The organism is Mesorhizobium sp. RCAM 05104 (assembly GCF_059683645.1).
In genome coordinates, this window is sequence record NZ_CM185033.1 from 3,451,243 (window position 1) to 3,472,803 (window position 21,561).

At 63.8% G+C, this 21,561-nt stretch carries 21 protein-coding genes and 1 tRNA gene; 15 read left to right on the forward strand and 7 right to left on the reverse strand.

The features are described from left to right. Nucleotides 1–21: 21 nt before the first annotated feature. Nucleotides 22–864 carry an urease accessory protein UreD gene (locus AC56QP_RS16900; protein WP_489858895.1) on the reverse strand — a complete coding sequence of 281 codons (843 nt, stop codon included), beginning with the start codon at nucleotides 862–864 and terminating at the stop codon, nucleotides 22–24. A 205-nt stretch (nucleotides 865–1,069) separates the two neighbouring features. On the opposite strand from AC56QP_RS16900, the gene AC56QP_RS16905 reads away from it, so the two are divergent. The 3 genes from AC56QP_RS16905 (at nucleotide 1,070) to AC56QP_RS16915 (ending at nucleotide 3,395) form a co-directional block, all read left to right on the forward strand. Next, the gene (locus tag AC56QP_RS16905) at nucleotides 1,070–1,324 is read left to right on the forward strand and encodes an acyl carrier protein (RefSeq protein WP_006325998.1); all 255 of its coding nucleotides are present in this window, start codon (nucleotides 1,070–1,072) and stop codon (nucleotides 1,322–1,324) included. Nucleotides 1,325–1,329: 5 nt separating this feature from the next. Then, on the forward strand, nucleotides 1,330–2,538 hold the full coding sequence (locus tag AC56QP_RS16910; protein ID WP_489858894.1) for a beta-ketoacyl-[acyl-carrier-protein] synthase family protein: 1,209 nt from the start codon (nucleotides 1,330–1,332) through the stop codon (nucleotides 2,536–2,538). 152 nt (nucleotides 2,539–2,690) lie between these two features. Continuing rightward, nucleotides 2,691–3,395, forward strand: a complete 705-nt coding sequence (locus tag AC56QP_RS16915) for a glutathione S-transferase family protein (protein WP_489858893.1) — start codon at nucleotides 2,691–2,693, stop codon at nucleotides 3,393–3,395. A gap of 28 nt (nucleotides 3,396–3,423) precedes the next feature. On the opposite strand, the gene AC56QP_RS16920 is transcribed toward AC56QP_RS16915, so the two are convergent. The 4 genes from AC56QP_RS16920 to AC56QP_RS16935 form a co-directional block, all read right to left on the reverse strand. Continuing rightward, nucleotides 3,424–3,774, reverse strand: a complete 351-nt coding sequence (locus AC56QP_RS16920) for a hypothetical protein (RefSeq protein WP_489858892.1) — start codon at nucleotides 3,772–3,774, stop codon at nucleotides 3,424–3,426. An 84-nt stretch (nucleotides 3,775–3,858) separates the two neighbouring features. Next, nucleotides 3,859–4,479, reverse strand: a complete 621-nt coding sequence (locus AC56QP_RS16925) for a nucleoside triphosphate hydrolase (protein ID WP_091584058.1) — start codon at nucleotides 4,477–4,479, stop codon at nucleotides 3,859–3,861. 110 nt (nucleotides 4,480–4,589) lie between these two features. Next, nucleotides 4,590–5,684, reverse strand: a complete 1,095-nt coding sequence (locus AC56QP_RS16930) for a hypothetical protein (protein WP_489858891.1) — start codon at nucleotides 5,682–5,684, stop codon at nucleotides 4,590–4,592. 124 nt (nucleotides 5,685–5,808) lie between these two features. Further along, a complete protein-coding gene (locus AC56QP_RS16935; RefSeq protein ID WP_489858890.1) occupies nucleotides 5,809–7,623 on the reverse strand; it encodes a methyl-accepting chemotaxis protein in 1,815 nt (604 codons plus the stop codon). 396 nt (nucleotides 7,624–8,019) lie between these two features. Here AC56QP_RS16935 and AC56QP_RS16940 point away from each other — a divergent pair, with 396 nt between their 5' ends. From AC56QP_RS16940 to AC56QP_RS16960, 5 genes are all read left to right on the forward strand, one after another. After that, on the forward strand, nucleotides 8,020–8,910 hold the full coding sequence (locus AC56QP_RS16940; protein ID WP_489858889.1) for a D-alanyl-D-alanine carboxypeptidase family protein: 891 nt from the start codon (nucleotides 8,020–8,022) through the stop codon (nucleotides 8,908–8,910). Between the two features lie 409 nt (nucleotides 8,911–9,319). Continuing rightward, nucleotides 9,320–10,246, forward strand: a complete 927-nt coding sequence (locus AC56QP_RS16945; RefSeq protein ID WP_489858888.1) for a DUF1003 domain-containing protein — start codon at nucleotides 9,320–9,322, stop codon at nucleotides 10,244–10,246. Nucleotides 10,247–10,421: 175 nt separating this feature from the next. After that, on the forward strand, nucleotides 10,422–11,384 hold the full coding sequence (locus tag AC56QP_RS16950; protein ID WP_489858887.1) for a DUF5655 domain-containing protein: 963 nt from the start codon (nucleotides 10,422–10,424) through the stop codon (nucleotides 11,382–11,384). Between the two features lie 142 nt (nucleotides 11,385–11,526). Next, nucleotides 11,527–11,603: transfer RNA gene (locus AC56QP_RS16955), tRNA-Arg, on the forward strand. Between the two features lie 174 nt (nucleotides 11,604–11,777). Further along, a complete protein-coding gene (locus tag AC56QP_RS16960; protein ID WP_489858886.1) occupies nucleotides 11,778–12,089 on the forward strand; it encodes an antibiotic biosynthesis monooxygenase family protein in 312 nt (103 codons plus the stop codon). Between the two features lie 85 nt (nucleotides 12,090–12,174). On the opposite strand, the gene AC56QP_RS16965 is transcribed toward AC56QP_RS16960, so the two are convergent. Further along, the gene (locus tag AC56QP_RS16965) at nucleotides 12,175–13,308 is read right to left on the reverse strand and encodes a LacI family DNA-binding transcriptional regulator (RefSeq protein ID WP_489858885.1); all 1,134 of its coding nucleotides are present in this window, start codon (nucleotides 13,306–13,308) and stop codon (nucleotides 12,175–12,177) included. A 600-nt stretch (nucleotides 13,309–13,908) separates the two neighbouring features. Between AC56QP_RS16965 and AC56QP_RS16970 the strand changes: the two genes are divergently transcribed. The 7 genes from AC56QP_RS16970 to AC56QP_RS17000 all read left to right on the forward strand — a co-directional run bounded on the left by AC56QP_RS16970 (nucleotide 13,909) and on the right by AC56QP_RS17000 (nucleotide 20,319). After that, nucleotides 13,909–14,871, forward strand: coding sequence for a sugar-binding protein (locus AC56QP_RS16970; protein WP_091584278.1), 963 nt, complete (start codon nucleotides 13,909–13,911; stop codon nucleotides 14,869–14,871). A gap of 115 nt (nucleotides 14,872–14,986) precedes the next feature. Continuing rightward, complete coding sequence (locus AC56QP_RS16975; RefSeq protein ID WP_489863575.1) at nucleotides 14,987–16,525, forward strand: sugar ABC transporter ATP-binding protein; 1,539 nt, start codon at nucleotides 14,987–14,989, stop codon at nucleotides 16,523–16,525. A 60-nt stretch (nucleotides 16,526–16,585) separates the two neighbouring features. Next, nucleotides 16,586–17,581: an ABC transporter permease gene (locus AC56QP_RS16980; protein WP_256752499.1), complete on the forward strand. Its 996-nt coding sequence runs from the start codon at nucleotides 16,586–16,588 to the stop codon at nucleotides 17,579–17,581. Nucleotides 17,582–17,666: 85 nt separating this feature from the next. Continuing rightward, nucleotides 17,667–18,446: an SDR family NAD(P)-dependent oxidoreductase gene (locus tag AC56QP_RS16985; RefSeq protein ID WP_489858884.1), complete on the forward strand. Its 780-nt coding sequence runs from the start codon at nucleotides 17,667–17,669 to the stop codon at nucleotides 18,444–18,446. An 8-nt stretch (nucleotides 18,447–18,454) separates the two neighbouring features. Beyond that, on the forward strand, nucleotides 18,455–19,039 hold the full coding sequence (locus AC56QP_RS16990) for an SDR family oxidoreductase (RefSeq protein WP_489858883.1): 585 nt from the start codon (nucleotides 18,455–18,457) through the stop codon (nucleotides 19,037–19,039). Beyond that, nucleotides 19,023–19,157: a hypothetical protein gene (locus AC56QP_RS16995; RefSeq protein ID WP_489858882.1), complete on the forward strand. Its 135-nt coding sequence runs from the start codon at nucleotides 19,023–19,025 to the stop codon at nucleotides 19,155–19,157. The genes AC56QP_RS16990 and AC56QP_RS16995 overlap by 17 nt, the downstream gene beginning before the upstream one ends. A gap of 127 nt (nucleotides 19,158–19,284) precedes the next feature. After that, nucleotides 19,285–20,319: a LacI family DNA-binding transcriptional regulator gene (locus AC56QP_RS17000; RefSeq protein WP_489858881.1), complete on the forward strand. Its 1,035-nt coding sequence runs from the start codon at nucleotides 19,285–19,287 to the stop codon at nucleotides 20,317–20,319. 56 nt (nucleotides 20,320–20,375) lie between these two features. Here AC56QP_RS17000 and AC56QP_RS17005 read toward each other — a convergent pair whose 3' ends face one another. Beyond that, a complete protein-coding gene (locus tag AC56QP_RS17005; protein WP_489858880.1) occupies nucleotides 20,376–21,560 on the reverse strand; it encodes a mandelate racemase/muconate lactonizing enzyme family protein in 1,185 nt (394 codons plus the stop codon). Nucleotide 21,561: the final 1 nt, after the last annotated feature.

Sequence of the window (21,561 nt, forward strand, 5' to 3'; positions counted from 1 at the left end):
CCCGGACTGACTTAGACAAGATCACAGTGACCATAATTTGGGCAGGCCCGCCCGACCGTTGAGCAGTTCGACGAGGGGAACCAGCCGCTGGCGGAGCTGGTAGCCGTCGTCGGCGTAGAGCCTCGCAAGAAGCTTGCCAGATTTCCCCACGCTCCAGACACTGGCGCTACCCTGGTCGCCGACGATGTCCAGAACCGGATCGAGCAGGGCATCGGCCCGCGGCGACACCAGCAGCAGCGTCGCCATCGCGATCGCACCACCGGCAATCGCGGGGCGGCCGAGCATGGCAGCGATATCGGGCCCGATGCGAAAATCCTCGGCATGGATGAGGGAGCCATCCTGGCGGACCCGCCAGCGGTCATGGAAATTGCCCTGCGCGGCGCGCTCCCCCATGGCCAGGCGGCCGAACACCGTGGCCTCCAGGACCAGCGCCTCGGCGTTGGCGGCAAGCTCGACATCGAGCGTACGGGCAAACGCAGCCTGGTCGAAGACGATGGTTTCCTGCGGCAGCCAGGCGATGCGGCCGTTTTCGCCGACCGACAATCTGACCCGCACCTCGGCACGGTCGGACGCCGCGCGATAGATCTTTTCGCAGGCCTGGGTCGTTACCGACGCCGAGGCGCCGGGGCCGACATCCACCTGCCAGTCGAGACGGTCGCCGCCGGTCATCCCGCCGGCGGTGTTGATCAGCACCGCTTCGAGCGGATCGGCCGCGACGGTCGGCATCCTTATCTTGGCGGCGCCGTCCTGATAGAGGCGCAGCAAGCGCGTGCGACCGTCGCCAACACCACAGGAAAGCCGCGCCACACCCGCCGCGCGCTGGGCCGGCAGCGTCGAAATCCCGCCATGTTCGATCGTATCCATGCCTGCACGTTAAGCACTACGGCGGCTTTGTCGATATATAGCTTGTTGCTTGACAACGTTTTGGTTTCTATAGAGGGAACCACCTTGGTACGGTCATGCAGCGCTTGGCGGGGGTATAAAGCGACGACGACGGCTTGATACCAAGAGAACAAGGGGCGCTGTTCAATTGGCGTCGGGAAACGCGACAAAGTGGGGAAGAAACCGAATGGCCGACCAGCTGGCAACGGATATCATCGCGAAGATCAAGGCTCATGCCGAGCCGGGCGGCGAGGAAATCACCACCAATACCGAATTGACAGCGCTTGGTATCCATTCGTTGGAGCTGACGGAGATCATCTTTGATCTCGAGGAAGAATATGGCATCGAGATCGAGATGAACACGGTCGATGCCTGGAGCAATCTGAAGAATGTCGGCGACATGGTCGAAGCTGTTCGCGCGCTGATCGCGAAAAAAGCTTGAACTGAATGCACAAGCGCGTCGTCATCACCGGCATGGGCGGCATTTGCGGGCTCGGCACAAACGCACCCGCGATCTGGAACGAAATGCGTGCCGGCCGCTCGGCCATCGGCGCTATCAGCAGTCCGCATCTGCATGATCTCAAGGTCAAGGTCGGCTGCGAAATCAAGACGCTTCCTGATCACGGCATAGATCGCAAGCAATTGGTGTCGATGGACCGCTTCAGCCTGCTGGCGGTGATCGCGGCCAGAGAGGCGTTGCAGCAGTCCGGCCTGGTTGCGGATGAAGCCACCACCTATCGGATGGGCACCGTCGTCGGCGTCGGCGTCTGCGGCTGGGAAGCGATCGAGGAGAGCTATCGCGCCATCCTGATCGAGGGCAAGAATCGCGCCGGCATCTTCACCGTGCCGAAAGTGATGCCGAGTGCGGCCTCCGGCCAGGTCAGCATCAATCTCGGTCTGCGCGGTCCGGTTTTCGGCGTCACCTCGGCTTGCTCGTCGTCCAACCACGCCATCGCCTCGGCGGTCGACCAGATCAGGCTCGGCCGCGCCGATGTGATGGTCGCCGGCGGCACCGATGCACCGCTGGTCTGGGGCATTTTGAAGGGCTGGGAAGCGTTGCGGGTGCTGGCCCCGGATACGTGCCGGCCATTCTCGGCCGACCGCCAGGGCCTGTCGCTTGGCGAAGGCGCCGGCATGGCGGTGCTGGAAAGTTACGAGCATGCCATGGCGCGCGGCGCCACCATTCTTGCTGAAATTGCGGGCGCCGGCCTTTCCGCCGACGCGTCCGACATCGTCGCGCCGACCATCGAAGGACCAACGGCCGCCATGCGCGCCTGCCTGGCCGACGCTGGGCTCAATCCCGAGGATGTCGACTATCTCAATGCCCACGGCACCGGCACCAAGGCCAACGACCAGATCGAGACGGCGGCGATCAAGCGCGTCTTTGGCGACGCCGCCTACAGACTGTCGGTGTCATCGACCAAATCGATGCATGCCCACTGCCTTGGCGCATCGGGGGCGCTGGAGATGATTGCCTGTGTCATGGCGATCCGCGAGGGCATCGTGCCGCCAACGGCCAATTTTCGCGAGGCCGACCCCGATTGCGACCTCGACGTCACGCCGAATGTGGCACGCGAGCGCAAGGTGCGCGCGGCGATCAGCAATGGCTTCGCTTTCGGCGGCACCAATGCGGTGCTGGCGTTCAAGGCGGTCTGATTCCGGACCGTCCCGCGCCGTCCGTTCCGTTGACTGTCCGTGCACGGCGAAACTGTCGCCGCCATATTGATCATGCCGCGTCGCGCGCCTAATCCTTGGCCCGCCCCCGCCAAACCGCGCCTCTCGACGCCCCCCCCATTCAGGAGTTTTCCATGGCTGACCTGTCCGCCTTCCCGATCGCAACGCGCTGGCCGGCCAAGCATCCGGACCAGATCCAGCTCTACTCGGCAACGACGCCGAACGGCGTGAAGATATCGATTGCCCTGGAGGAACTCGGCCTGCCCTATGAGCCGCACCTGATCGCCATCAGCAAGAATGAAAGCTGGACGCCGGAGTTCCTGTCGCTCAATCCCAATGGCAAGATACCGGTGATCATCGATCCGAACGGCCCGGACGGCAAGCCGATCGGCCTGTTCGAATCCGGCGCCATCCTGCTCTACCTCGCCGAAAAGACCGGCCTGCTGATCCCGGCGGACGCGGCGCGGCGCTACGAGGCGATCCAGTGGGTGTTCTTCCAGATGGCCTCGGTCGGCCCGATGTTCGGCCAGCTCGGGTTTTTCCACAAATTTGCCGGTCGCGAGATTGCCGACAAGCGCCCGCTGGAGCGCTATCGCGATGAATCGCGACGGCTGCTCGGCGTGCTTGACGACAGGCTGAAGGGCCGCAAGTGGATCATGGGCAATGACTACACCATCGCCGATATCTCGCTGCTCGGCTGGGTGCGCAACCTGATCGGCTTCTACGAAGCGCGCGAACTCGTCGGCTTCGATGATTTCGCCAATCTGGCGGCGTGGCTGGAGCGTGGTCTGGCGCGACCGGCGGTGCAGAAGGGTCTCACGATTCCGGCGAAGGGCTGAGGTGCAGGTCGCCGGAACGCGATTCCGGCTACTTGGCCTTTGCCTTGGCTTTCGAACCACTCTTGCCCATGACGGAAGCCGCAAGTGATGCGGCGCCTCTGGCGGCTATGACGACGGCGCCAGCCGCTACATTGGCCGTCGCCTTGGCCGTGCGCATGGCGCTTCCCGCCAAGGAGTCGTTGGTGTTTGCCGGCTTCTTCGGCTTTGCGGCTTTCGCGGGAGCCTTCGCTGCGCCCGGCACCACTTTTCTGGGTGCCGCCTTGCCGAAAGCGGGTTTTGCCGCATCCTTGGAACGCTCGGCGATAGCGGGGCCGGCGCCTGTCTTCGATTGGGTTGCCTTGCCCTTGGCGGGCGCGGGCTTTCTTGCCTTTTGTGCCATCGGACGGAATCCTTTTAGGCGGAAGTGCCTCGTCGGCGATAACGGCCTGAAAGTCTTAAGGTTCCCCTTGAAGAATCCGTAGAATCACGCGGAATCGCCGACCACGAGGTCGGCGGCCCGGCGGCGGGCAAGCACCCGGTCGATGTTGGGCATGTCGTTGGACGCGATCCAGGCCCGCGCATCGGCGTCGGATCGGCCATGGCCGTGCCAGCGCTCGAGCAGGCGGCGCTCGAGTTCGGCGCGCGGTACGTCGACGAAGATCGAGAAATCGAACAGCGGCGCCAGCCGCGACCACGGCTCCTCGTCGAGCAGCAGGTAGTTGCCTTCGACCAGGATGAACTTGGTCTCCGCACCGATGATCGCGGCGGCGGCGCGCGACAGTTCCATGCTCCGGTCGAAGACCGGGATGGCGATATCGGGTTCGCCGGCGCGGATGCGCTTCAGCAGCGCCTCGAAGCCGGCGAAATCGAAGGTTTCCGGCGCGCCCTTTCGCGCGCGCAGGCCACGCCGGTCGAGCACGACGTCGTCATAGTGGAAGCCGTCCATGGGCACGACCTCCACGGCACCCTCGGGCAGCAGATCGCGCAGGCTCGCCGACAACGTCGACTTGCCCGCTCCCGGCGGGCCGGCGATCGCGACGATGAAGCGTTGTGCCTTGCCGGCACGCTTGAAGATGGTGGCGGCGAGATGGGCGATTTCGGACATGAGAGCCTCTCTGGCGGAGCTTCAAATCCACCATGTTCCGCATGATGATTTCGGCCACATCTTGGCGGCAGTTGACGAAAATTTCAAATCCTGCGATCGCGCAATCCCGCCTATGAGGCCGCTGGTTGGCCGATGCGCAGGAAATCGCTGTCGAAGGGGACCTCCCAGGTCGAACCGCCGGCTTCGAGACGCATGCGGCCGTTTGCCGTCGTGACCTCCTGCGGCGGCTCGCCGCCGGACAAGGGCATGGCGCCGATAACATGGCGAAAGGAAACGCCGCGGCCCAGCGCAAACGCGGTCGCCACCCCTTCGCGCTTCAGCCAGTTGTCGCCGATCGAGGCGGCATGGCCGACGGCGGCGCGGCCGTCCTCGATGCCGAGCACGCCGCGGTGACGGCCGCTCCAGGGCGCGTAGTCGCGGCCGCCATTGCTGAGCCACAGCATGGTGATCGGCAGTTCTGCCGGGTTCTTCAGCACCAGCACCAGGTCCTCTTCGGCATGGCGCGCCAGTGCGGTCCAGCCCGGCCCGCCATGATCGGCCTCGACCATTGTGACGAAATCCTCGCGCCGATCATCCATGCGGTACTCCGTCAGGTCGAGCGTGCCGCCGCCGGCGGCCGGAAAACGGCTGAGATCGGCGGAGCGCGCCGGATAGGCCAGCATGAAGCGGCCGCGTGCGGGATCCGGCTCCAGCGGGTCGTCCAGCGTGGCGGCAAATCGCTTCGGCGAGAAGGCGAGTTTGCCGCCGTTCGTCATCGCCGTCATCGGATGGTGCGCGACGGAAATGGCGCCATGGCCACCGGAAAACACATGCTCCTGATAGAGAAAGGGATGGTCGTCGCGCAATGTGAGGATCTTGTCGACGCTGGCGCCCATCACCTTGTGGCGCAGCCGGAACACGGCCCGCCAGCCATCTTCCGTCGCGGTGCTGTCGACCACATCCCAGGCGCTGTTGGCCGGCCAGCCATGCAGCGGCGCGTCCTCGACATCGCTGCGCGAAAACGGCGCGCAGAGGAAGTCACCGGACAGCCGCACGGTGCCTAACGGAAGGTCCTTCGGCAATGCCTCGGGCGTGTCGACCCACGGCGCGCGGTGCAGAGGCTTGAGCTGGCGCCCGTCCCTGTCGATGACCATGTCGGCGAGATGGCCGACAGTGAGGTCAACCGAAACCGAAATGCCTTTGGCCTTGATGGTGCTGGTGGTCATTGCGTTCTCACCGATTCCGAAGGCGCAGACAGAACCCTTTCGGCGTGGATTGCGCAAGCATCACAATGGGCATTTTGCATCAGGATCGCATTCACCCTCCCCTTTGTGGGAAGGGTGGCCGCGACTACTGCCGCTTGTATTCCCGCACCGGCGATTTTGTCCCATCGGTGTAGGTGACCTGCACCGACATCGATTTCACGCTGTCGGCGACCTTGAAGTAGGGCTGGTAGTCATAAGGGATGGCGTAGGGGTCCTTCTTGTCGCAAGCCGGCATCCTGATCTCCTTGTCGAGTGCCGCGCCGTTCAGGCTGTAGTGCACCGCCTTGATGGCGCAGCGGTAGGACAGCATCTGGGTGAAATAGACCAGGCCGTGATTGCCGCTGGCATCGAAGGCGATCCACGACGTCCAGAACTGGTCGAGGATCTGCTTGTTGCCTTGCTGAAGGGCGGTCTCCGGGTCGAAGCGGATGTCGAACGGGCCGGTCTCGCGGCCCCTGATGTCGAGATATTTGATGGCGATGGTGCCGGCCTGCGTGCTGTCGGGCAGCTCGAAGGCCGGATTGGGCATCGGTTTGCCGGTCGCCTGGTCGTTCATCGCCAGGAAGCCGGTGTCGGTGAACGGCCCGCTATCGCCCATGCGCCACGAAATGCCGGTCGCCGGCTCCGGCAGAGAAATGGTCATCGACCAGCCTTGGTTCGAGCGCATCGGCGTCAGCGAAGGCACGAAGCGGGCGGGATCAAGCACGTCGCCAAGCGCGGCCAGCCGGCTGCGGCTGCGGTCCAGCCAGTCGGCGAGCTGGGTCTGGTCGACGAAGTATTTGAGCAGCCCGCCGTCCTTTTCATAGGAAACGAACTTGGTCAGCGCCTTGGCCTCGTTGCGCTTGTCGGCCAGCGTCTGTGCGCCGAGGCGATCCTCGGAAAACTCCTGCGCCAGCAGGAAATAGCCAGGCGCGAAATCCGCATTGGCGGCGACGAAGGCGTTGAGCTTGTCGAGGCGCTGGGCATCATCGAACTGCAGGATGTGCACCAGCTTGATCGACAGCGCCTTGCCCTTGTCTGCCAGCGCACCGAACACCTCGCGGGCGCCAGCCTTGCCGTCCTGCACCCGAAGCAGCGTGGCAAAGCGCGTATAGGGGTCGATGGCGTCGACATCGAAGCCGGCAAAGGCGAGATAGGAGCGCCGCGCATTGAGCATGTCGCCCGACAATTCGTAAACGCGGGCATTGTGATAGAACTCGTCCGGCCGCTTCGGCTCGGCGATGGCCCCGCCCTGCGCGGCAAGGGCGGCAAACCCTTTGGCGATGGTGTCGATCGAGGCCGCGATCTGCTCGGTCGTCGCCTGCAGCTTCTCGGTCTGGGCCTGCTGCTGCGCCTGGCCGGCGGCCAGCGTCTGGGTGGTCTGCTTGACCGCCTCGACGGTCTTTTGCGTCACGGCCCCCTGTTGCGTCTGCTGCTGCTGGGTGGAGGCGATCTCTTCCGTCTTCTTCGCCACCGTGTCGGTCGACTGCTTGACCTGTTCGACCGTCTTCTGCGTTTGCGTGACCGTCTGCTCGATCCTGGCCACCTTGGCCGAGACGATGCCCATCGATTGCTGCAGCCCGGCCACCGCTGGCACCAGGCTGGCGATCACCCCGTTCTGCGAACTGGTCTCTTTCTGCACGGCATAGACGCCGCCGGCAACAGCCGCCGCACTGGTGGCGAACACCAGCGCCGGCAGCGCCTTGGCCGCCAGCACCAGCCTGAGCACGATGGCAATGGCGATGATGACCGCCGCCACCGAGGCGACCAGCGCGATATAAGCGGCGAAAGGCGCCAGCGGATTGAGCACGTCGGAAACGGCACCGCTGACGAAAGCGACGCCGCCGGCCCATTTGCCCGTGCGGCTGAGTGATGCCTTGATAAGCGACGGCGCAGCGCCGCCAACCCCGATGTTCGCCATTCCCCAGTCCCCCAAGCCAGCCAATGCCGCGCCCCTTCCCACGGGAAACGCGGCTTTGGCAAGAAGGACACAGAAACAGGCGATTTCGGGGCGGCCCCGCAGGCTTTTCCTCGCCCCCACGAATGTGGGGAGAGGTGGCTCGGCGAAGCCGAGACGGAGAGGGGGAATGGCGCCAGCCGTGCCGGTTAGCGATCCAATTGCGAGGGCCGCGCCCTACGAAATCCCCCTCTCCGGCCGCTTCGCGGCCACCTCCCCCGCTCCGCGGGGGCGAGGAACCCAAGCTTGCGAAGCTTCGACATTCCCGGGTATGACCGACATTAACCAAATGGACGCAGCTGGCGGGTTACGTTAGCTTCGCCTCATCTCAGCAACAGCTTGACCCGAACAGACTTGCCCTTGTCCAACCCGCGTCCCCTTCCGCTCATCCAGAGACTTGTCGCGGCCCTCGGCCTGTTGCTGCTTGCCGCCTGCACCACCACGACGCCGCCGGATGCCGTGCTGGCGGTGCCGGCGCCGCCGCAGAAATACGCCGCGATCGTCGTCGACGCCAAGACCGGCAAGCAGTTGTTCGAGGTCAACTCGACGGCGCAGCGCTATCCGGCGTCGCTGACCAAGATGATGACGCTCTATCTCCTGTTCGAGGCGCTGGAGAGCGGCCGCGTTACCAAGCAGACGCGGATCCCGGTTTCGGACCATGCCGCCTCGCAGCCGCCGACCAAGATGCGCTTCCGGCGCGGCGAGACCATCGATGTCGATTCGGCGATCCGCGCCATCGTCGTCAAATCCGCCAATGACGTGGCGGTGGCGGTCGGCGAATATCTTGGCGGTTCGGAAGATCAGTTCGCCGCCATGATGACCGCCAAGGCGCGCCAGATCGGCATGACCAGCACCACCTTCCGCAATGCGTCGGGCCTGCCCGACGACGGCCAGATGACGACGGCGCGCGACATGGCGGTGCTCGGCATGGCGCTGCATTCCCGATTTCCCCAGCAGTTCCACTATTTCTCCGAAAGCGACTTCATGTTCCGCGGCCGGCTGGTGCGCGGCCACAACGACATGCTCGGCCGCGTGCGCGGCGTCGACGGCATCAAGACCGGCTACATCAGGGCCTCCGGTTTCAACATCGTCACCTCCTACAACGCCGACGGCCACCAGCTGATCGTGGTGGTGATGGGCGCCGACAGCGCGCGCCAGCGCAACGACCATGTCGAGGCGCTGATCCAGCGCAGCCTGTCGCCGACGGTTGCCGACACGAAGACCAGGCTGATGTTCGCCGAGCAGCAATAGGGGGGCGGAGCCTCCCCGGCTTCGTCATCCACGGGCGGAGCAAGGAGCGCAGCGACGCGGCGCGGACCCGAGGATCCATGCCGCGACCTCAAAGCGCCGCAGCGGTGCGAATTCTACTCCGCTGCACTCCACGGCCAACATCCCGGCATGGATCCCAGGGTCTCCGCGACGGAGCTTCGCTCCTGCTTCGCCCAGGGATGACGAAGTTTGAGAAGCTTCGGCCAATCTCGAATGTCTCGGATGATCCACCGCCATGAGCCCGCGAAGGGCCGGCGCCGCAAGCAACATCGAGCCGCTGCTCCTTCGCACCGATCAAAAAGACTTGTAGTGCTGCGAAATCCGTCGCGATGCTGGCGATGTTGCGGCATAGGCGTATCGTCTCACCAGCGCGACAGCAGGAGCCCGCACCATGAGCACCATCCCCAAGGCGCCCGAGCAGCAAGCGGCGGACAGTCAGAACGACAGTGGCGGCGAATATTTCGAGGCGCCGACCATCGGGGAGCACGACGCGGACCAGAATTCGGACGAGCAGCTCGAAACGCCCGACGTGCCGGACTCGGAGCCGGCCAGTCCAGGCGCGCCACGCGGCAAGGCCAAGAAGAAGCCATCGGCGATATCGGGCCGGAAATTCCGCAAGCGCGATCTGGTGCGCATCGACAATCTTCGCCCGAGCCTCGCCGACCGCATCCGCGCCGATCATCCGGACCTGCCGGCCGGCGCCCGCATCAGCCGCGCCGAACTCGGCCGCTACCGCATGCGCTACATGGAGGAACTGCTGCAGCAGGAGCATGGCGAATTCTCCGAACTGGACCGGCAGGTGGTCGAAAGCATCGCCAGGCAAGACACCATTTCCGAAAACTCGGAGGAGGAGTTCGAGGAGCACAGGACGTTCGCCGACCGCGTCTCCGACAACATGGCCGCCTTCGGCGGCAGCTGGTGGTTCCTGATCTCGTTCGGAAGCGTGCTTCTGGTGTGGATCGGCATCAACCTGATCGCCGGCATGCGCGCCGCCTTCGATCCCTATCCCTTCATCCTGCTCAACCTGCTGCTCTCCTGCATTGCCGCCATCCAGGCGCCGATCATCATGATGAGCCAGAAGCGTCAGGAGACCAAGGACCGCCTGCGCTCCTTCAACGACTACCGGGTCAACCTCAAGGCCGAGCTGGAAGTGCGCCACCTGCACGAAAAGCTCGACTACCTGATCTCGCGCCAATGGACGCGGCTGGCGGAAATGCAGCAGATGCAGCTCGACGCCATGCACGAACTGACGGGGGCGAAGAAGCCGAAGCGCGCGCCACGCCGGCGGCGGACGGTGCGGAGCGAGGCGGGGCAGTGAATTCGGGACGTGTGCGGCGGAGCGCGAGCTTGATCAAAAGAAGGAAGGGTGGATTGCCATTGCCGAGGCAGGGCCACGACTACGTCTGATGTTTCGCTAGCCACTGCTCCAACTGGACATTGAGCTAGAAATTCAAGACAGTCTGCATCATGCAATTATTGGGGCGCGTATTTTTTTGAGCGATATTAAACTGTTTCAATTCAATCAAGGGCAGATTCGCGAAATAACCGGCTCTGCCATGCAGGTCGAAAAATCGCTTCAGCATATCTTTGAGGCGAACCTTGAGGCGCTGTTAGGTGTTCGGTTCCTCGCGACCGAACACTCAACCGGGCCAGTCCACGGCGGCCGCATCGACACGTTGGGGCTCGATGAAGACAACTGTCCCGTGATCATTGAGTATAAGCGCGCGGTGAACGAGAACGTCATCAATCAGGGTCTATTTTACCTTGATTGGCTTCTCGACCATCGTAAGGAATTTCAATGGTTGGCCATGGAAAAGCTTGGTTCTGAAGCTGCGAAGAATGTCGATTTCTCGGCTCCAAGGCTGCTCTGTGTCGCTGGCGATTTCACCCGCTATGACCAGCATGCGGTAAAGCAGATCGCCCGAAACATTGAGTTGATAAGATATCGGCAGTTTGGTGAGTCTCTACTCATGTTGGAACTCGTTCACGCACCGAAACTGGCCAAGGTAAACACATTTTCAGCCGCACCCGAAATAAAGAGCACTACTGGCGAGACCGCCGTGGTCGCCTCGAACGAAGATCCGGAAGACCCTTATGCCACATACCGCATGGCGTATCGCCTGTCGCAAGCGAGCACGGCTTTGCGCGATCTCCATGATGCCATCCGCGACTTTCTCATCGGCCTTGGAGACGACGTTCAGGTTAAGGAACTAAAGCTGTACACGGCGTTCAAGCGGATAAAGAACTTCGCCTGCCTTGAGGTCTATCCACAGCCGAAGGTTGCCGTTGTCTACGTCAAGCTAGACCCACGGACAATCGAGCTTGAGGAGGGCTTTACCCGTGATGTGACGAAAATTGGCCACTACGGAACCGGCAATCTGCAAGTTTCAATCAGGTCAATGGCGGACTTCCAGAAGGCACAGCCGTTGTTCCTGAGAGCGTATGAAGGATCGTGATTGGCGCTCTCGCCTTTGATTCGGCGCACCAGCCCTTTTGATTTCGTACAACCCACTTGCCCGTTGAAGCCCGCCCCGGCTTCCGCTAAGAAGCCATGACTTGCCGGTTCACCGGCTGGTTCGTTTTCCGGATCACCGGGAAGCACCCGTAGCTCAGCTGGATAGAGCGCTGCCCTCCGAAGGCAGAGGTCACAGGTTCGAATCCTGTCGGGTGCGCCAACTCCCCAATACCGAGGTGCGAGCTGTAAAATGCGCCTTGTGCAAGTGGTCACGGAAGGCGATCGAAGCTAATCTTCGGGTTTTCCTGTACACTGGGCTGGGTGATAGAGATCCTTGTGCCTTTAGACATCCCGTGTTTGAGGGTCTTCGGTTTCATTCATGGAGGAGCATGCAATGACGGCATTCAATAGCGTCCGCTTCCGAGTCAAGCCGGGCCATGGAGACGAGTTCGTCGAACTGTTCCGCAGCGCCCCGCGCAATTTCGAGGGATTGCGAAAGATGGCTCTCGTCAAATCGGGAGATGGAACCTTCTTCTCAATTGGAGAGTGGGATTCGTTCCAGCATATGACAGATGCCCGACCTAAGATGATCGCCAATCTTGATCGGTTCCGCCACACATTGCAGCAGCAATTGGATGGTGGACCTACGGATGCTGTTTCCGGTGAGGCGGTGTTTGAGACGGGCGTCGGCGACAGGCCGGCGTAGTTATCTGCATCCAAACAGATCCCGCGATCTGCTGTCGCAATTGGCGCCACCCGGTCCTGTCGCAGGCATGCCTGGGTCGTCCTAGCTAAGGTCTATCCCCAACACCCCGCACACTCTCCCGCTCCACAAGCGGGCACTCCAGCTTGATGATCGGATAGCGCCCACGTCCGGGCGGCGACGGGGCCTCGAGTTGCTCGATCGCCCATTGGCCCATCGCCATGTGCGGCAGGATCGAGGTGGTCAGCGGCGGGAACAGGTGGCGGGCGATTTCCTCGTCGTCGTAGCCGACGACGGAAATGTCCTGCGGGATATGCAGGCCAGCCTCCTTCAGCGCCTCGTAGCAGCCGATCGCGGTGCGGTCGTTCTGGCAGAAGATGGCGGTCGGGCGGTCCTTCAGCGCCAAGAGCTTGACGGTCGCGGCATAGCCGGCGCTGGCCGACCAGTCGCCCTCGACCACAAGTTCGGGATCGAACGGGATGTCGGCGGTGGCGAGCGCGCGGCGGTAGCCCTTCAGCCGGTCCTGTGCCGCCTGCATCCAGGACTCGCCGGTGATGGTGGCGATGCGGCGGTGGCCATGGCTGATCAGGTGGCGGGTGGAACTCTGGCCGCCGGCGATCTCGCTCGGCACCACGGCGGGGAAGGCGTAGTCCGATGTGTAGCAGTTGAGCAGGATCACCGGGATGTCGAGGCCGTAGAGATAGTCGGGCGCCGTGATCTCGCGGGTGAAGATGGTCATGTAGATCAGCGCCGAAATGCCCCGCTTGGTCAGCGCCGCGATGGCGCGCGGCTCCATGACGGCGTCGCCCATGGTCTGCGCCACCAAGAGCACGTTGCCGGCATTCCACGAGGCCTGGCGCGCGCCCTCGATGGCGACCACCGCCTCGGGGCTGGTGGCGAGCTGGTCGACGACGAAGCCGATCACCCCGTCAAGTCCTCCGAAGGCGGGCCCCTCGAAGGCGGGGACAGGGCCGCGCAGGGCGGAAAAGGCCGGTGGCGCATAGCCGAGCGCGCGCGCGGCCTCGATCACCCGCTCGCGCGTCTGCTGCGACAGCCTGATGCCGGGCGAATTGTTGAGCACGAAGGAAACGGTCGCCTGCGAGCAGCCGGCGGCCCTGGCGATGTCGGTCATGGTGACGCGACCCCGGGCGCTCTTCGCCGGCGCCTTGCGGCGCTGGGCTGTATCGAGGGCCGGACCGTCCGTATCCCTGGTCTCGCTCATGTCACTCGTGTCCCCAATCCCCAGCCTGTCTAGCGGCAGCCTGCCGGGCCGACAAGATGGTGCGGTGTCGCCGATTTATAGAAAGCAGCCGCCATCATTTATATCTATTAGCAGCCTTAAGGCCCATTTGTCATTCGGTTCCGGATGCCCTGGGAACACAAAGACCGCAAGGCTTGAGCTTCAGGATGGCCAAGGCAGCAGTTCGTCGGCAAATCCGCGACCGCGTCGCAACGATGTGTCTAGATAGTGTCCGGAACTAATACTGTTTACTAATACAAAAATGCGCTGTACCGTCAATCCATTCGCGCCCGGCCCTGTCGGGTCCAGGCGTGATGGAAGTGTGCATGGATAGCCCGATGGCGAGCGGATCATAGCGCCGCGAGCTCTGTCTCGGACATGTGATATGTCAGACAAATCGGACTATTTACGAACGATGGATGAGTCTCTAAAGTCCATGATCGTGGCTGGAACGACGCCATTCTTTCGTTGCCGGGGAACCCCTTGAGGAGGAGGGCGTCCAGGCCGCAGACGGCAAAAATGCAAAATCAGGTCAGTGCAAGATCGGTCAGTCGAACGACTGAACCAAAAGGGAGGTTGAACATGAAATCCTTGATACGAAATGCATCCGTAGCCGCCGCGGCGCTGCTGCTCGGCCTGTCGGCGACGGCAATCGCGCGCGCCGACGACAAGCCGACCCTGGCCTTCGTCGTCAACGGCGCTTCCGATTTCTGGAAGGCCGCCGAAGCCGGCGTCAAGAAGGCGCAAGGCGAACTGCCGGACTACAATCTCGAGCTCAAATATCCCGAGCAGTCCTCGGTCGCCATCCAGCAGCGGCTGATGGACGATCTGGTGACGGCCGGCGTGAAGGGCATCATGGTTTCCGCCGTCGATCCGAAGACCTCCACGGATGGTCTCAACAAGATCGCCTCGGAAACGGCGCTGTTCACCACCGACAGCGACGCCCCGCAGACCAAGCGCGTCGCCTATATCGGCTCGTCCAACGTCGATGCCGGCAAGCAGGCGGCCGAGATCGCCAAGAAGGCGATGCCCAATGGCGGCAAGTGCCTCGGCTTCGTCGGCCTGCTTGGCGCCGACAATGCCAAGGAGCGCATCCAGGGCATGAAGGACGGTCTGGCCGGCACCAAGATCGAGTTGGTCGACGTGCGCGGCGACGACATCGACCAGGCGCGCGCCAAGAAGAACGTCGAGGACGCGCTGGTCGCCAGCCCCGACGTCACCTGCATGGTCGGCTTCTACTCCTACAACACGCCGCGCATCTATGAAGCGCTGCGCGACGCCGGCAAGCTCGGCTCGATCACCGTTGTCGGCTTCGATGACGATCCGATCACGCTGGGCGGCGTCAAGGAAGGCACGGTTGCCGCGACCGTCGTGCAGCAGCCCTTCGAATGGGCCTATCAGGGCATGAAGCTGATGGCCGCCTATCTCAAGGGCGACAAGTCGGGCATCCCGGCCAATGGCCTCATCATCATCCCGACGAAGATCATCGGCAAGGATGACGTCGACGCCTATGCCGCCAATCTGAAGGCGATGTCTGGAAACTGAGACAACAGGCAGTTCAGCCGGCTCAACTTCGCTTGGGCCGGCTGCTCGCATTGACGAACCGGGCGCGGATCGTCAGTCTGCGGGGAGGCCGGCCCGCTAACTGCTGTCAGGCATGATGAACTATTCCGATACATCCATCGCGACGACTACGCCGTTCCTCAGCCTCGAGAACGTGCGCAAGACCTATCCGGGCGTCGTCGCGCTCGACGGCTTCTCCATGGAGGTCAGGCCGGGCGAGGTCATCGGCCTCGTCGGCGAGAACGGCGCCGGCAAGTCGACGTTGATGAAGATCCTCGGTGGTGTCACCACGCCGGACACCGGCACGATCACGGTCGACGGCACCGCCCACAAGGGCCTGACCGTCGAAGGCAGCCTGGGGTCGGGCATTGCCTTCGTCCACCAGGAACTCAACCTGTTCGAAAATCTCGACGTTGCCGCCAACATCTTCTTCGGCCGCGAGCCGTTGCGCGCCGGTCCGCTCAAGCTCGTCGACCGCGCCAGGCTGCGCACCATGGTGGCGCCGCTGTTAAAGCGCGTCGGCGCCAATTTCTCCGCCGACACGCCCGTCTCTGATTTGTCGCTGGCCCAGCAGCAGATGGTCGAGATCGCCAAGGCGCTGTCGATCAAGGCGCGGCTGGTCATCCTCGACGAGCCGACATCGAGCCTGCCGCTCGCCGAAACCGACAAGCTGCTCGACGTCATCAAGGCGCTGAAGGCCGACGGCATCAGCGTCATCTTCATCTCGCACCGCCTGCACGAGGTCGAGCGCGTCGCCGACCGCGTCGTCGTGCTGCGCGACGGCATGCTTGCCGGTACGCTGCAGAAGCGCGACATCAACCACGACCAGATGGTCAAGCTGATGATCGGCCGCATGCTGAAGGAGCGCGAGAAGGCCTCCGAGGCCGCGCGCGCCCCCGGCGCCGTTGCCCTGTCGGCCAAGGCCATCCGCACCCCCGCCTATCCCAGCCGGCCGGTCGACCTCGACGTCAGGCGCGGCGAGATCCTCGGCCTTGCCGGGCTCGTCGGCTCCGGCCGCACCGAGCTGGCGCGGGTGTTCTTCGGCATCGACAGCAGCCTTGGCGGCGCGCTCGAGCGCGATGGCAAGCCGCTTGTCCTCGGCTCCGCGGCGGACGCCGTCGCGCACGGTATTTTTCTCGTGCCCGAGGACCGCAAGCTGACCGGCATCCTGCTCGATCTGTCGATCGCGCAGAACATTTCGCTGCCCAATTTGCCGGCGCATGCGCGCCGCTCCCTGGTTTCGGCAAGCGCGGAGGCCACCACCGCCGAGAAGCAGAAGAGCAATCTCGGCATCAAGGCGCCGTCGGTGCAGACCCGCACCGGCACGCTGTCGGGCGGCAACCAGCAGAAGGTCGTGCTCGGCAAGTGGCTGGCCATGAACCCGAAGGTGATGATCCTCGACGAGCCGACACGCGGCATCGACATCGGCGCCAAGGCGGAAATCTACGGGCTGATGCGCGCGCTCGCCGATGCCGGCGTCGCCGTGCTGATGATCTCCAGCGACATGGAGGAGGTGATCGGCGTGTCCGACCGCATCGCCGTCATGCATGAGGGCCAGATCTCCGGCATTCTCGACAAGGAACAGTTCAGCCAGGAAAACGTGCTGCTGCTGGCGGTGGGCAAGCAGCCGAAATAGTTTTGCCGCGGGTTTCGCAAGACGGCGCAACCCGCTCAGGCAGGCATTGGGGAGAAGACGATGAGCAAGAAAGATCTCGGCCTGCTGATCCTGATCCTGGTGGTCGGGACCGTGGTCGCCATCATCAATCCGCGCTTCTTGTTGCCGATCAACCTCGCCAACACCTCGAACCTGATCGGCCTGTTCGGCATCCTGTCGATCGGCCAGGCCTTCGTCATCATCACCGGCGGCATCGAACTGTCGGTCGGCTCGGTGGTCGCGCTGCTCGGGACACTGTTCATCGACTTCATCGCCGTGCGCGACCTCGATTGGCCGCTGGCCTTCGTGCTGATCATCGCGCTCGGCGCCATCATCGGCCTGGTGCACGGCTGGCTGATCACGCGGCTCAAGCTGCAGCCTTTCGTGGTGACGCTGTGCGGCCTCTTGATCTATCGCGGCGTTGCCCGCTTCTACACCGCCGACGGCACCGCCGGCTTCGCCTTCGGCCAGAATTTTCCCGAGCTCGAGTTCCTCACGGCCGGGCGGTCATATGGCGTGCCCAACAGCTTCATCGCGCTGATCGTCATCGCCATCGTCATGTGGGTGGTGCTTCACCGTTCGGTGTTCGGCCGCTATCTCTACGCCATCGGCAAGAACGAGGAGGCGGCCAAATATTCCGGCATCCGCACCGGCCGCGTCGTCATGGCCGCCTATGTCATCTGCGGCGTGCTGACGGCGCTGTCGGCGATCTATTTCGCCATGTACACGCGCTCGATCTCGCCGGCCAGCCACGGCCAGTTCTACGAGCTCTACGCCATTGCGGCAGCGGTGCTTGGCGGCTTCTCGCTGCGCGGCGGCGAGGGCTCGCTGATTGGCGTCATCCTCGGCACGGTGCTGCTGCAGGAGCTGCAGAACCTCGTCAATCTGCTCGGCATCCCGTCCTCGCTCAACTTCGCGGTGATGGGCGGCGTCATCCTCATTGGCGTGCTGGTCGACCAGCAATGGGGCGTGTTCCGGGCAAGGCGGCTGATGGTCGACGCCGCCCGCAAAAACGTCGCCGGTGCGGCGGCGGAATAACCGCCTTGCAACGACCCGCCTGCTTGTCCGTGCCTTGAGATTATTATAATAGCATAACCCGAGATGGTCGGGGGGCTGACGGGACATGCGCTGCGATTTGCGAGGCAAGGTGGCGCTGGTCACGGGAGCCGCGGGCGCGATCGGCAGTTCCATCGCCAAGCGCCTGTCCGACAATGGCGCCGCGGTCGTCGTCGCCGACATCGACGGTGAAGGCGCGGAGCGGGTCGCGGCGGGCTTGAGCAATGCCATGGCCTGCACCGCCGACATCCGCAGCGTGGCATCGGTCGACAGCGCGGTCGCCGCGATCATGGAGCGCCACGGCCGCCTCGACATCCTCGTCAACAATGCCGGCGTCAACACGCTGGCGCATCGTGTCACCATCGATGAATTTCCGGCCGAGGAATGGGATCGCATCACCGGCATCGATCTCGATGGCCTCTACATCATGAGCCGCGCGGCGCTCGGGCCCATGCTCGCCGCCGGCAAGGGCGGGCGCATCGTCAACATCGCCTCGGTCGTCGGCCTTGCCGCCATGCGCCTGCAAAGCCCGTTCGTCGCCGCCAAGGCCGGCATCATCCATCTGACGCGGTCGATGGCGATCGAACTCGGAGCCAAGGGCATCCTGACCAACGCCATCGCGCCGGGTTCGGTGATGACGGCACTGACCGCCAAGCTGTTCTATGGCGACGACGGCAAATTCGCCGGCCGCACGCAGGAATTCCTTGCCCATGTGCCGCTCGGCCGGCCGGCCCGGCCGGAGGAGATCGCCGAGGCCGTGCTGTTCCTTGCCTCCCCGGCCGCCAGCTATATCAATGGCCAGGTGCTGGCCGTCGATGGCGGCTGGACGGCGGGATACATGATGTGAGTGCCGCCATGGAAATCGATCTCGAGGGCACTGTTTTCGCACTGGATGGCGACACCAACCCGGTTGCCGAGGCAGCGCTTGCCGCGCTGCAGGCCAATGGCGGCCACCTTGTCGAAGGCTCCCATGCGCGCGCCGCCGATATCCTGCTGATCTCCTGCCCGCTGCGGCCGGGAACGGCGACCGGCGATCCGCGATCGCTCTACGCCGACGCGCGCAAGGCTGCCGTGACCATGACCGAGCGTGGGCGTGGGCGCATCGTCTTCCTGCTGTCGGCGATCGCCGGCATGCCGATGCGCCGCCATCCGCGCTTTTCCATGGAGAATGCGTCGATCCTTGCCGGCATGCGCACGCTGGCGATGGAGTTCGGCCCGAAGGTCTTGGTCAATGCCGTCGGCGTCGGTGCGGTCGAGGATGAAACCATGGTGTCGGGCGACAAGGCGATGCTCAGCCACACACCGGTTGGCCGCGCCGGCAGCATCGAGGAAGCGGTTGCAGCCGTGCTGTTCTTCTGCGATCCACTGAACACCTACACATCAGGCCAGATGCTGGGTGTCGATGGTGGGTGGATGGCAGGCTATGGGCGCAATTTCTGACCCACTGACGCTCGACGCTGAAGCGCTTGAGGTCAGGCTGGTGCCTGGGATTGGCGGCAGCATGGTCCCGCTGCGCTGGCGTGGCATCGGTCTCATGCGCCGGCTTTCGGATCGGTGAAATCTTCGACCGCGCGATGGCCGGGTGCATCGCTGGAAAGCGTCCGCCGCAACCGCTATGAATGGCGTTTGTCGCGTGACCCGGAGAACATTACTTTGGCGGATCGCGCTCTCTTGGAGCCCTTGTGATGACCGACAGGCCGGACGGCCCGGGCGAGAAGAAGCCGCGGCGCCTTGGCGTCCGTGAGATCGCCAAGCGCGTCGGCGTCGCGCCGATGACGGTGTCGCGGGTGCTGTCCAACCCCGACATGGTCTCGCCGGAGACGCGCGCCAAGGTGCTACGGGCCATCGAGCAGGCCGGCTTCGTGCCCAACCGGCTGGCGTCCAGCATGCGCGGCAATGGCCGCATGATCGGCACGGTGGTGCCGCCGCTGATCAATTCGGGCATCGCCGAACAGGTGCAGGGCATGTCCGACGAGTGCCACGAGAGCGGCTATTCGATGCTCCTGGTGCAGGGCGAGTTCACGCAGGAGGCAGAGGAGAAATCGATCCGCACCCTGCTCGGCTGGCGCCCGGTCGGCATGATCCTGCAAAGTTTCGTGCAGAGTGAAACGGCGCGCGAACTGCTGAAGAGCAGCGGCGCGCCGGTGGTCGAGATTTCCGAGATCAAGGGCCGCAAGCCGATCGACATGGTGGTCGGCGTGTCCAACTTCGAGACCGCCTACGCCATGACCATGCACCTGGCGGCCAAGGGCTACAAACGTATCGGCTTCGTCTCGACGCCGATCCATGGCAATGACCGCCTGCAGCAGCGCCGCACCGGCTATCACGCCGCGCTCACCGAACTCGGCATCAAGAACCATGCCGACATGGAGGTCGAGGTGCCGATCACTGCGCAAGGCGGCGCCGAGGCGCTGGTGACGTTGACCTCTCGCCACAAGGACATCGATGCCATCTTCTTCTCCAGCGACACGCTGGCCGTCGGCGCCGTGCAGGAATGCCACCGCCGTCGCTGGGCGGTGCCGGGCAGGATCGCCATCGCCGGCTATGGCGACATGGATCTCGCGGCTCAACTCTATCCGCCGCTGACCACTGTGAAGGTCAATCGCTACGAGATGGGCCGGCGCGCCGTGCGGCAATTGCTGGCAAGGCTCGGCGGCGACACCAAGGTGCCGACCATCACCAGCCTCGGCTTCGAGATTGTCGACCGCGAGAGCGCCTGATTATCTTTCTTGGCTGACCATGATCTTGTCCGAAAACCGGTCTCCACTTTTCGGGATCATGGTCTGTTGGGCTTCCCCGTCTCTTCGCGGCGGCCAAGACGCTTTTCCCAGCCCTCCGCATGGACGTTGAGATAGGCGTTGGGATCGTAGGGGTGATGCTTGATCGCATCGATGTTGAGATCGATGCCGAGCCCCGGCGCGTGCGGCAGCGACAGATGGCCAGTGTCCGGGTTGATGTTCGGATGCCAGGTCACGAGGTCGCGCGTCCACGGGTCGTTGAAGGCGTCGAAATGTTCCTGGATGAGGAAGTTCGGCACCGCCGCCGCCAGTTGCAGGCACACTGCCGTCGCCACCGGTCCGCCGCTCTGGTGCGGCGCGATATGACTGCCATGCGCAAGCGCGAGGTTGGCCACCTGCATCGATGGCGCAATGCCGCCCAGCGACATCGGCTCGGGCTGGAAGATGTTGACGCCGCCCCCGGCCGCCAGCGTGTAGAACTGGCCGACCGTGGCGTACATCTCGCCGGTCGCCACCGGGATCGGCGAGCGATGCGCCACTTCGTGCACTGTTTCCTGGCGGTCGCGCGAGGTCGGCTCCTCCCACCAGTAGATATCGAGATCGGCGAATTTCTGGGCCGCCTGCAGGGCGGCGATCTCGGTGAAGCGCGCGTGGACGTCGATCAAAATCAGCGTGTCCCTGGGCAACCCGTCGCGCAAGGTCCGGCAGATCGCGTAGGAGAGCTCCAGCTCCTCGCGCGAAATAAAACCTTGCGCGGTGCCGAACGGGTCTAGCTTGAAGGCCTTGAAGCCCTTGGCCAGCACCGCCTTGGCGGCCTCGAGGAAAGCCTCCGGCGTGCGCTCGGTGCGATACCAGCCATTGGCGTAGCCGAGCACGCTGTCGCGCACCTGTCCACCAAGAAGCTGGTGGATCGGCACGCCGAGGCTCTTGCCCAGTATGTCCCAGCAGGCGACCTCGATCGCGGCGATCACCGTGCGATGGATGTGGCCGCCATCGAGCGAAACACTGTCCAGCAAGCGCTTGGCCAACGCGTTGATGCGGCGCGGATCCTGGCCAATGGCGAGATGCTTGAGTTCATGCACGCCGGCTTCGGTGGTCTTGATGAAGCCGTTCAGCGTGCCTTCCCCGATGCCGTGAATGCCCTTGTCGGTATGCACTTTGACGAACAGCCAATTCTTCCAGCCGGCGCCGACGGCGAAGGTCTCGATCTCGGTGATCTTCATG

What these genes read in the sequence shown, in the direction of transcription:
- AC56QP_RS16995 (WP_489858882.1), top strand. Translation starts at nt 19,023, where the DNA reads ATGGGCGCAATTTCTGACCCACTGACGCTCGACGCTGAAGCGCTTGAG.
- AC56QP_RS16990 (WP_489858883.1), top strand. Translation starts at nt 18,455, where the DNA reads ATGGAAATCGATCTCGAGGGCACTGTTTTCGCACTGGATGGCGACACC.
- AC56QP_RS16980 (WP_256752499.1), top strand. Translation starts at nt 16,586, where the DNA reads ATGAGCAAGAAAGATCTCGGCCTGCTGATCCTGATCCTGGTGGTCGGG.
- AC56QP_RS16975 (WP_489863575.1), top strand. Translation starts at nt 14,987, where the DNA reads ATGAACTATTCCGATACATCCATCGCGACGACTACGCCGTTCCTCAGC.
- AC56QP_RS16910 (WP_489858894.1), top strand. Translation starts at nt 1,330, where the DNA reads ATGCACAAGCGCGTCGTCATCACCGGCATGGGCGGCATTTGCGGGCTC.
- AC56QP_RS16985 (WP_489858884.1), top strand. Translation starts at nt 17,667, where the DNA reads ATGCGCTGCGATTTGCGAGGCAAGGTGGCGCTGGTCACGGGAGCCGCG.
- AC56QP_RS17005 (WP_489858880.1), bottom strand. Translation starts at nt 21,560, where the DNA reads ATGAAGATCACCGAGATCGAGACCTTCGCCGTCGGCGCCGGCTGGAAG.
- AC56QP_RS16925 (WP_091584058.1), bottom strand. Translation starts at nt 4,479, where the DNA reads ATGTCCGAAATCGCCCATCTCGCCGCCACCATCTTCAAGCGTGCCGGC.
- AC56QP_RS16945 (WP_489858888.1), top strand. Translation starts at nt 9,320, where the DNA reads ATGAGCACCATCCCCAAGGCGCCCGAGCAGCAAGCGGCGGACAGTCAG.
- AC56QP_RS16970 (WP_091584278.1), top strand. Translation starts at nt 13,909, where the DNA reads ATGAAATCCTTGATACGAAATGCATCCGTAGCCGCCGCGGCGCTGCTG.
- AC56QP_RS16920 (WP_489858892.1), bottom strand. Translation starts at nt 3,774, where the DNA reads ATGGCACAAAAGGCAAGAAAGCCCGCGCCCGCCAAGGGCAAGGCAACC.
- AC56QP_RS16915 (WP_489858893.1), top strand. Translation starts at nt 2,691, where the DNA reads ATGGCTGACCTGTCCGCCTTCCCGATCGCAACGCGCTGGCCGGCCAAG.
- AC56QP_RS16965 (WP_489858885.1), bottom strand. Translation starts at nt 13,308, where the DNA reads ATGAGCGAGACCAGGGATACGGACGGTCCGGCCCTCGATACAGCCCAG.
- AC56QP_RS16905 (WP_006325998.1), top strand. Translation starts at nt 1,070, where the DNA reads ATGGCCGACCAGCTGGCAACGGATATCATCGCGAAGATCAAGGCTCAT.
- AC56QP_RS16930 (WP_489858891.1), bottom strand. Translation starts at nt 5,684, where the DNA reads ATGACCACCAGCACCATCAAGGCCAAAGGCATTTCGGTTTCGGTTGAC.
- AC56QP_RS16960 (WP_489858886.1), top strand. Translation starts at nt 11,778, where the DNA reads ATGACGGCATTCAATAGCGTCCGCTTCCGAGTCAAGCCGGGCCATGGA.
- AC56QP_RS16900 (WP_489858895.1), bottom strand. Translation starts at nt 864, where the DNA reads ATGGATACGATCGAACATGGCGGGATTTCGACGCTGCCGGCCCAGCGC.
- AC56QP_RS16935 (WP_489858890.1), bottom strand. Translation starts at nt 7,623, where the DNA reads ATGGCGAACATCGGGGTTGGCGGCGCTGCGCCGTCGCTTATCAAGGCA.
- AC56QP_RS17000 (WP_489858881.1), top strand. Translation starts at nt 19,285, where the DNA reads ATGACCGACAGGCCGGACGGCCCGGGCGAGAAGAAGCCGCGGCGCCTT.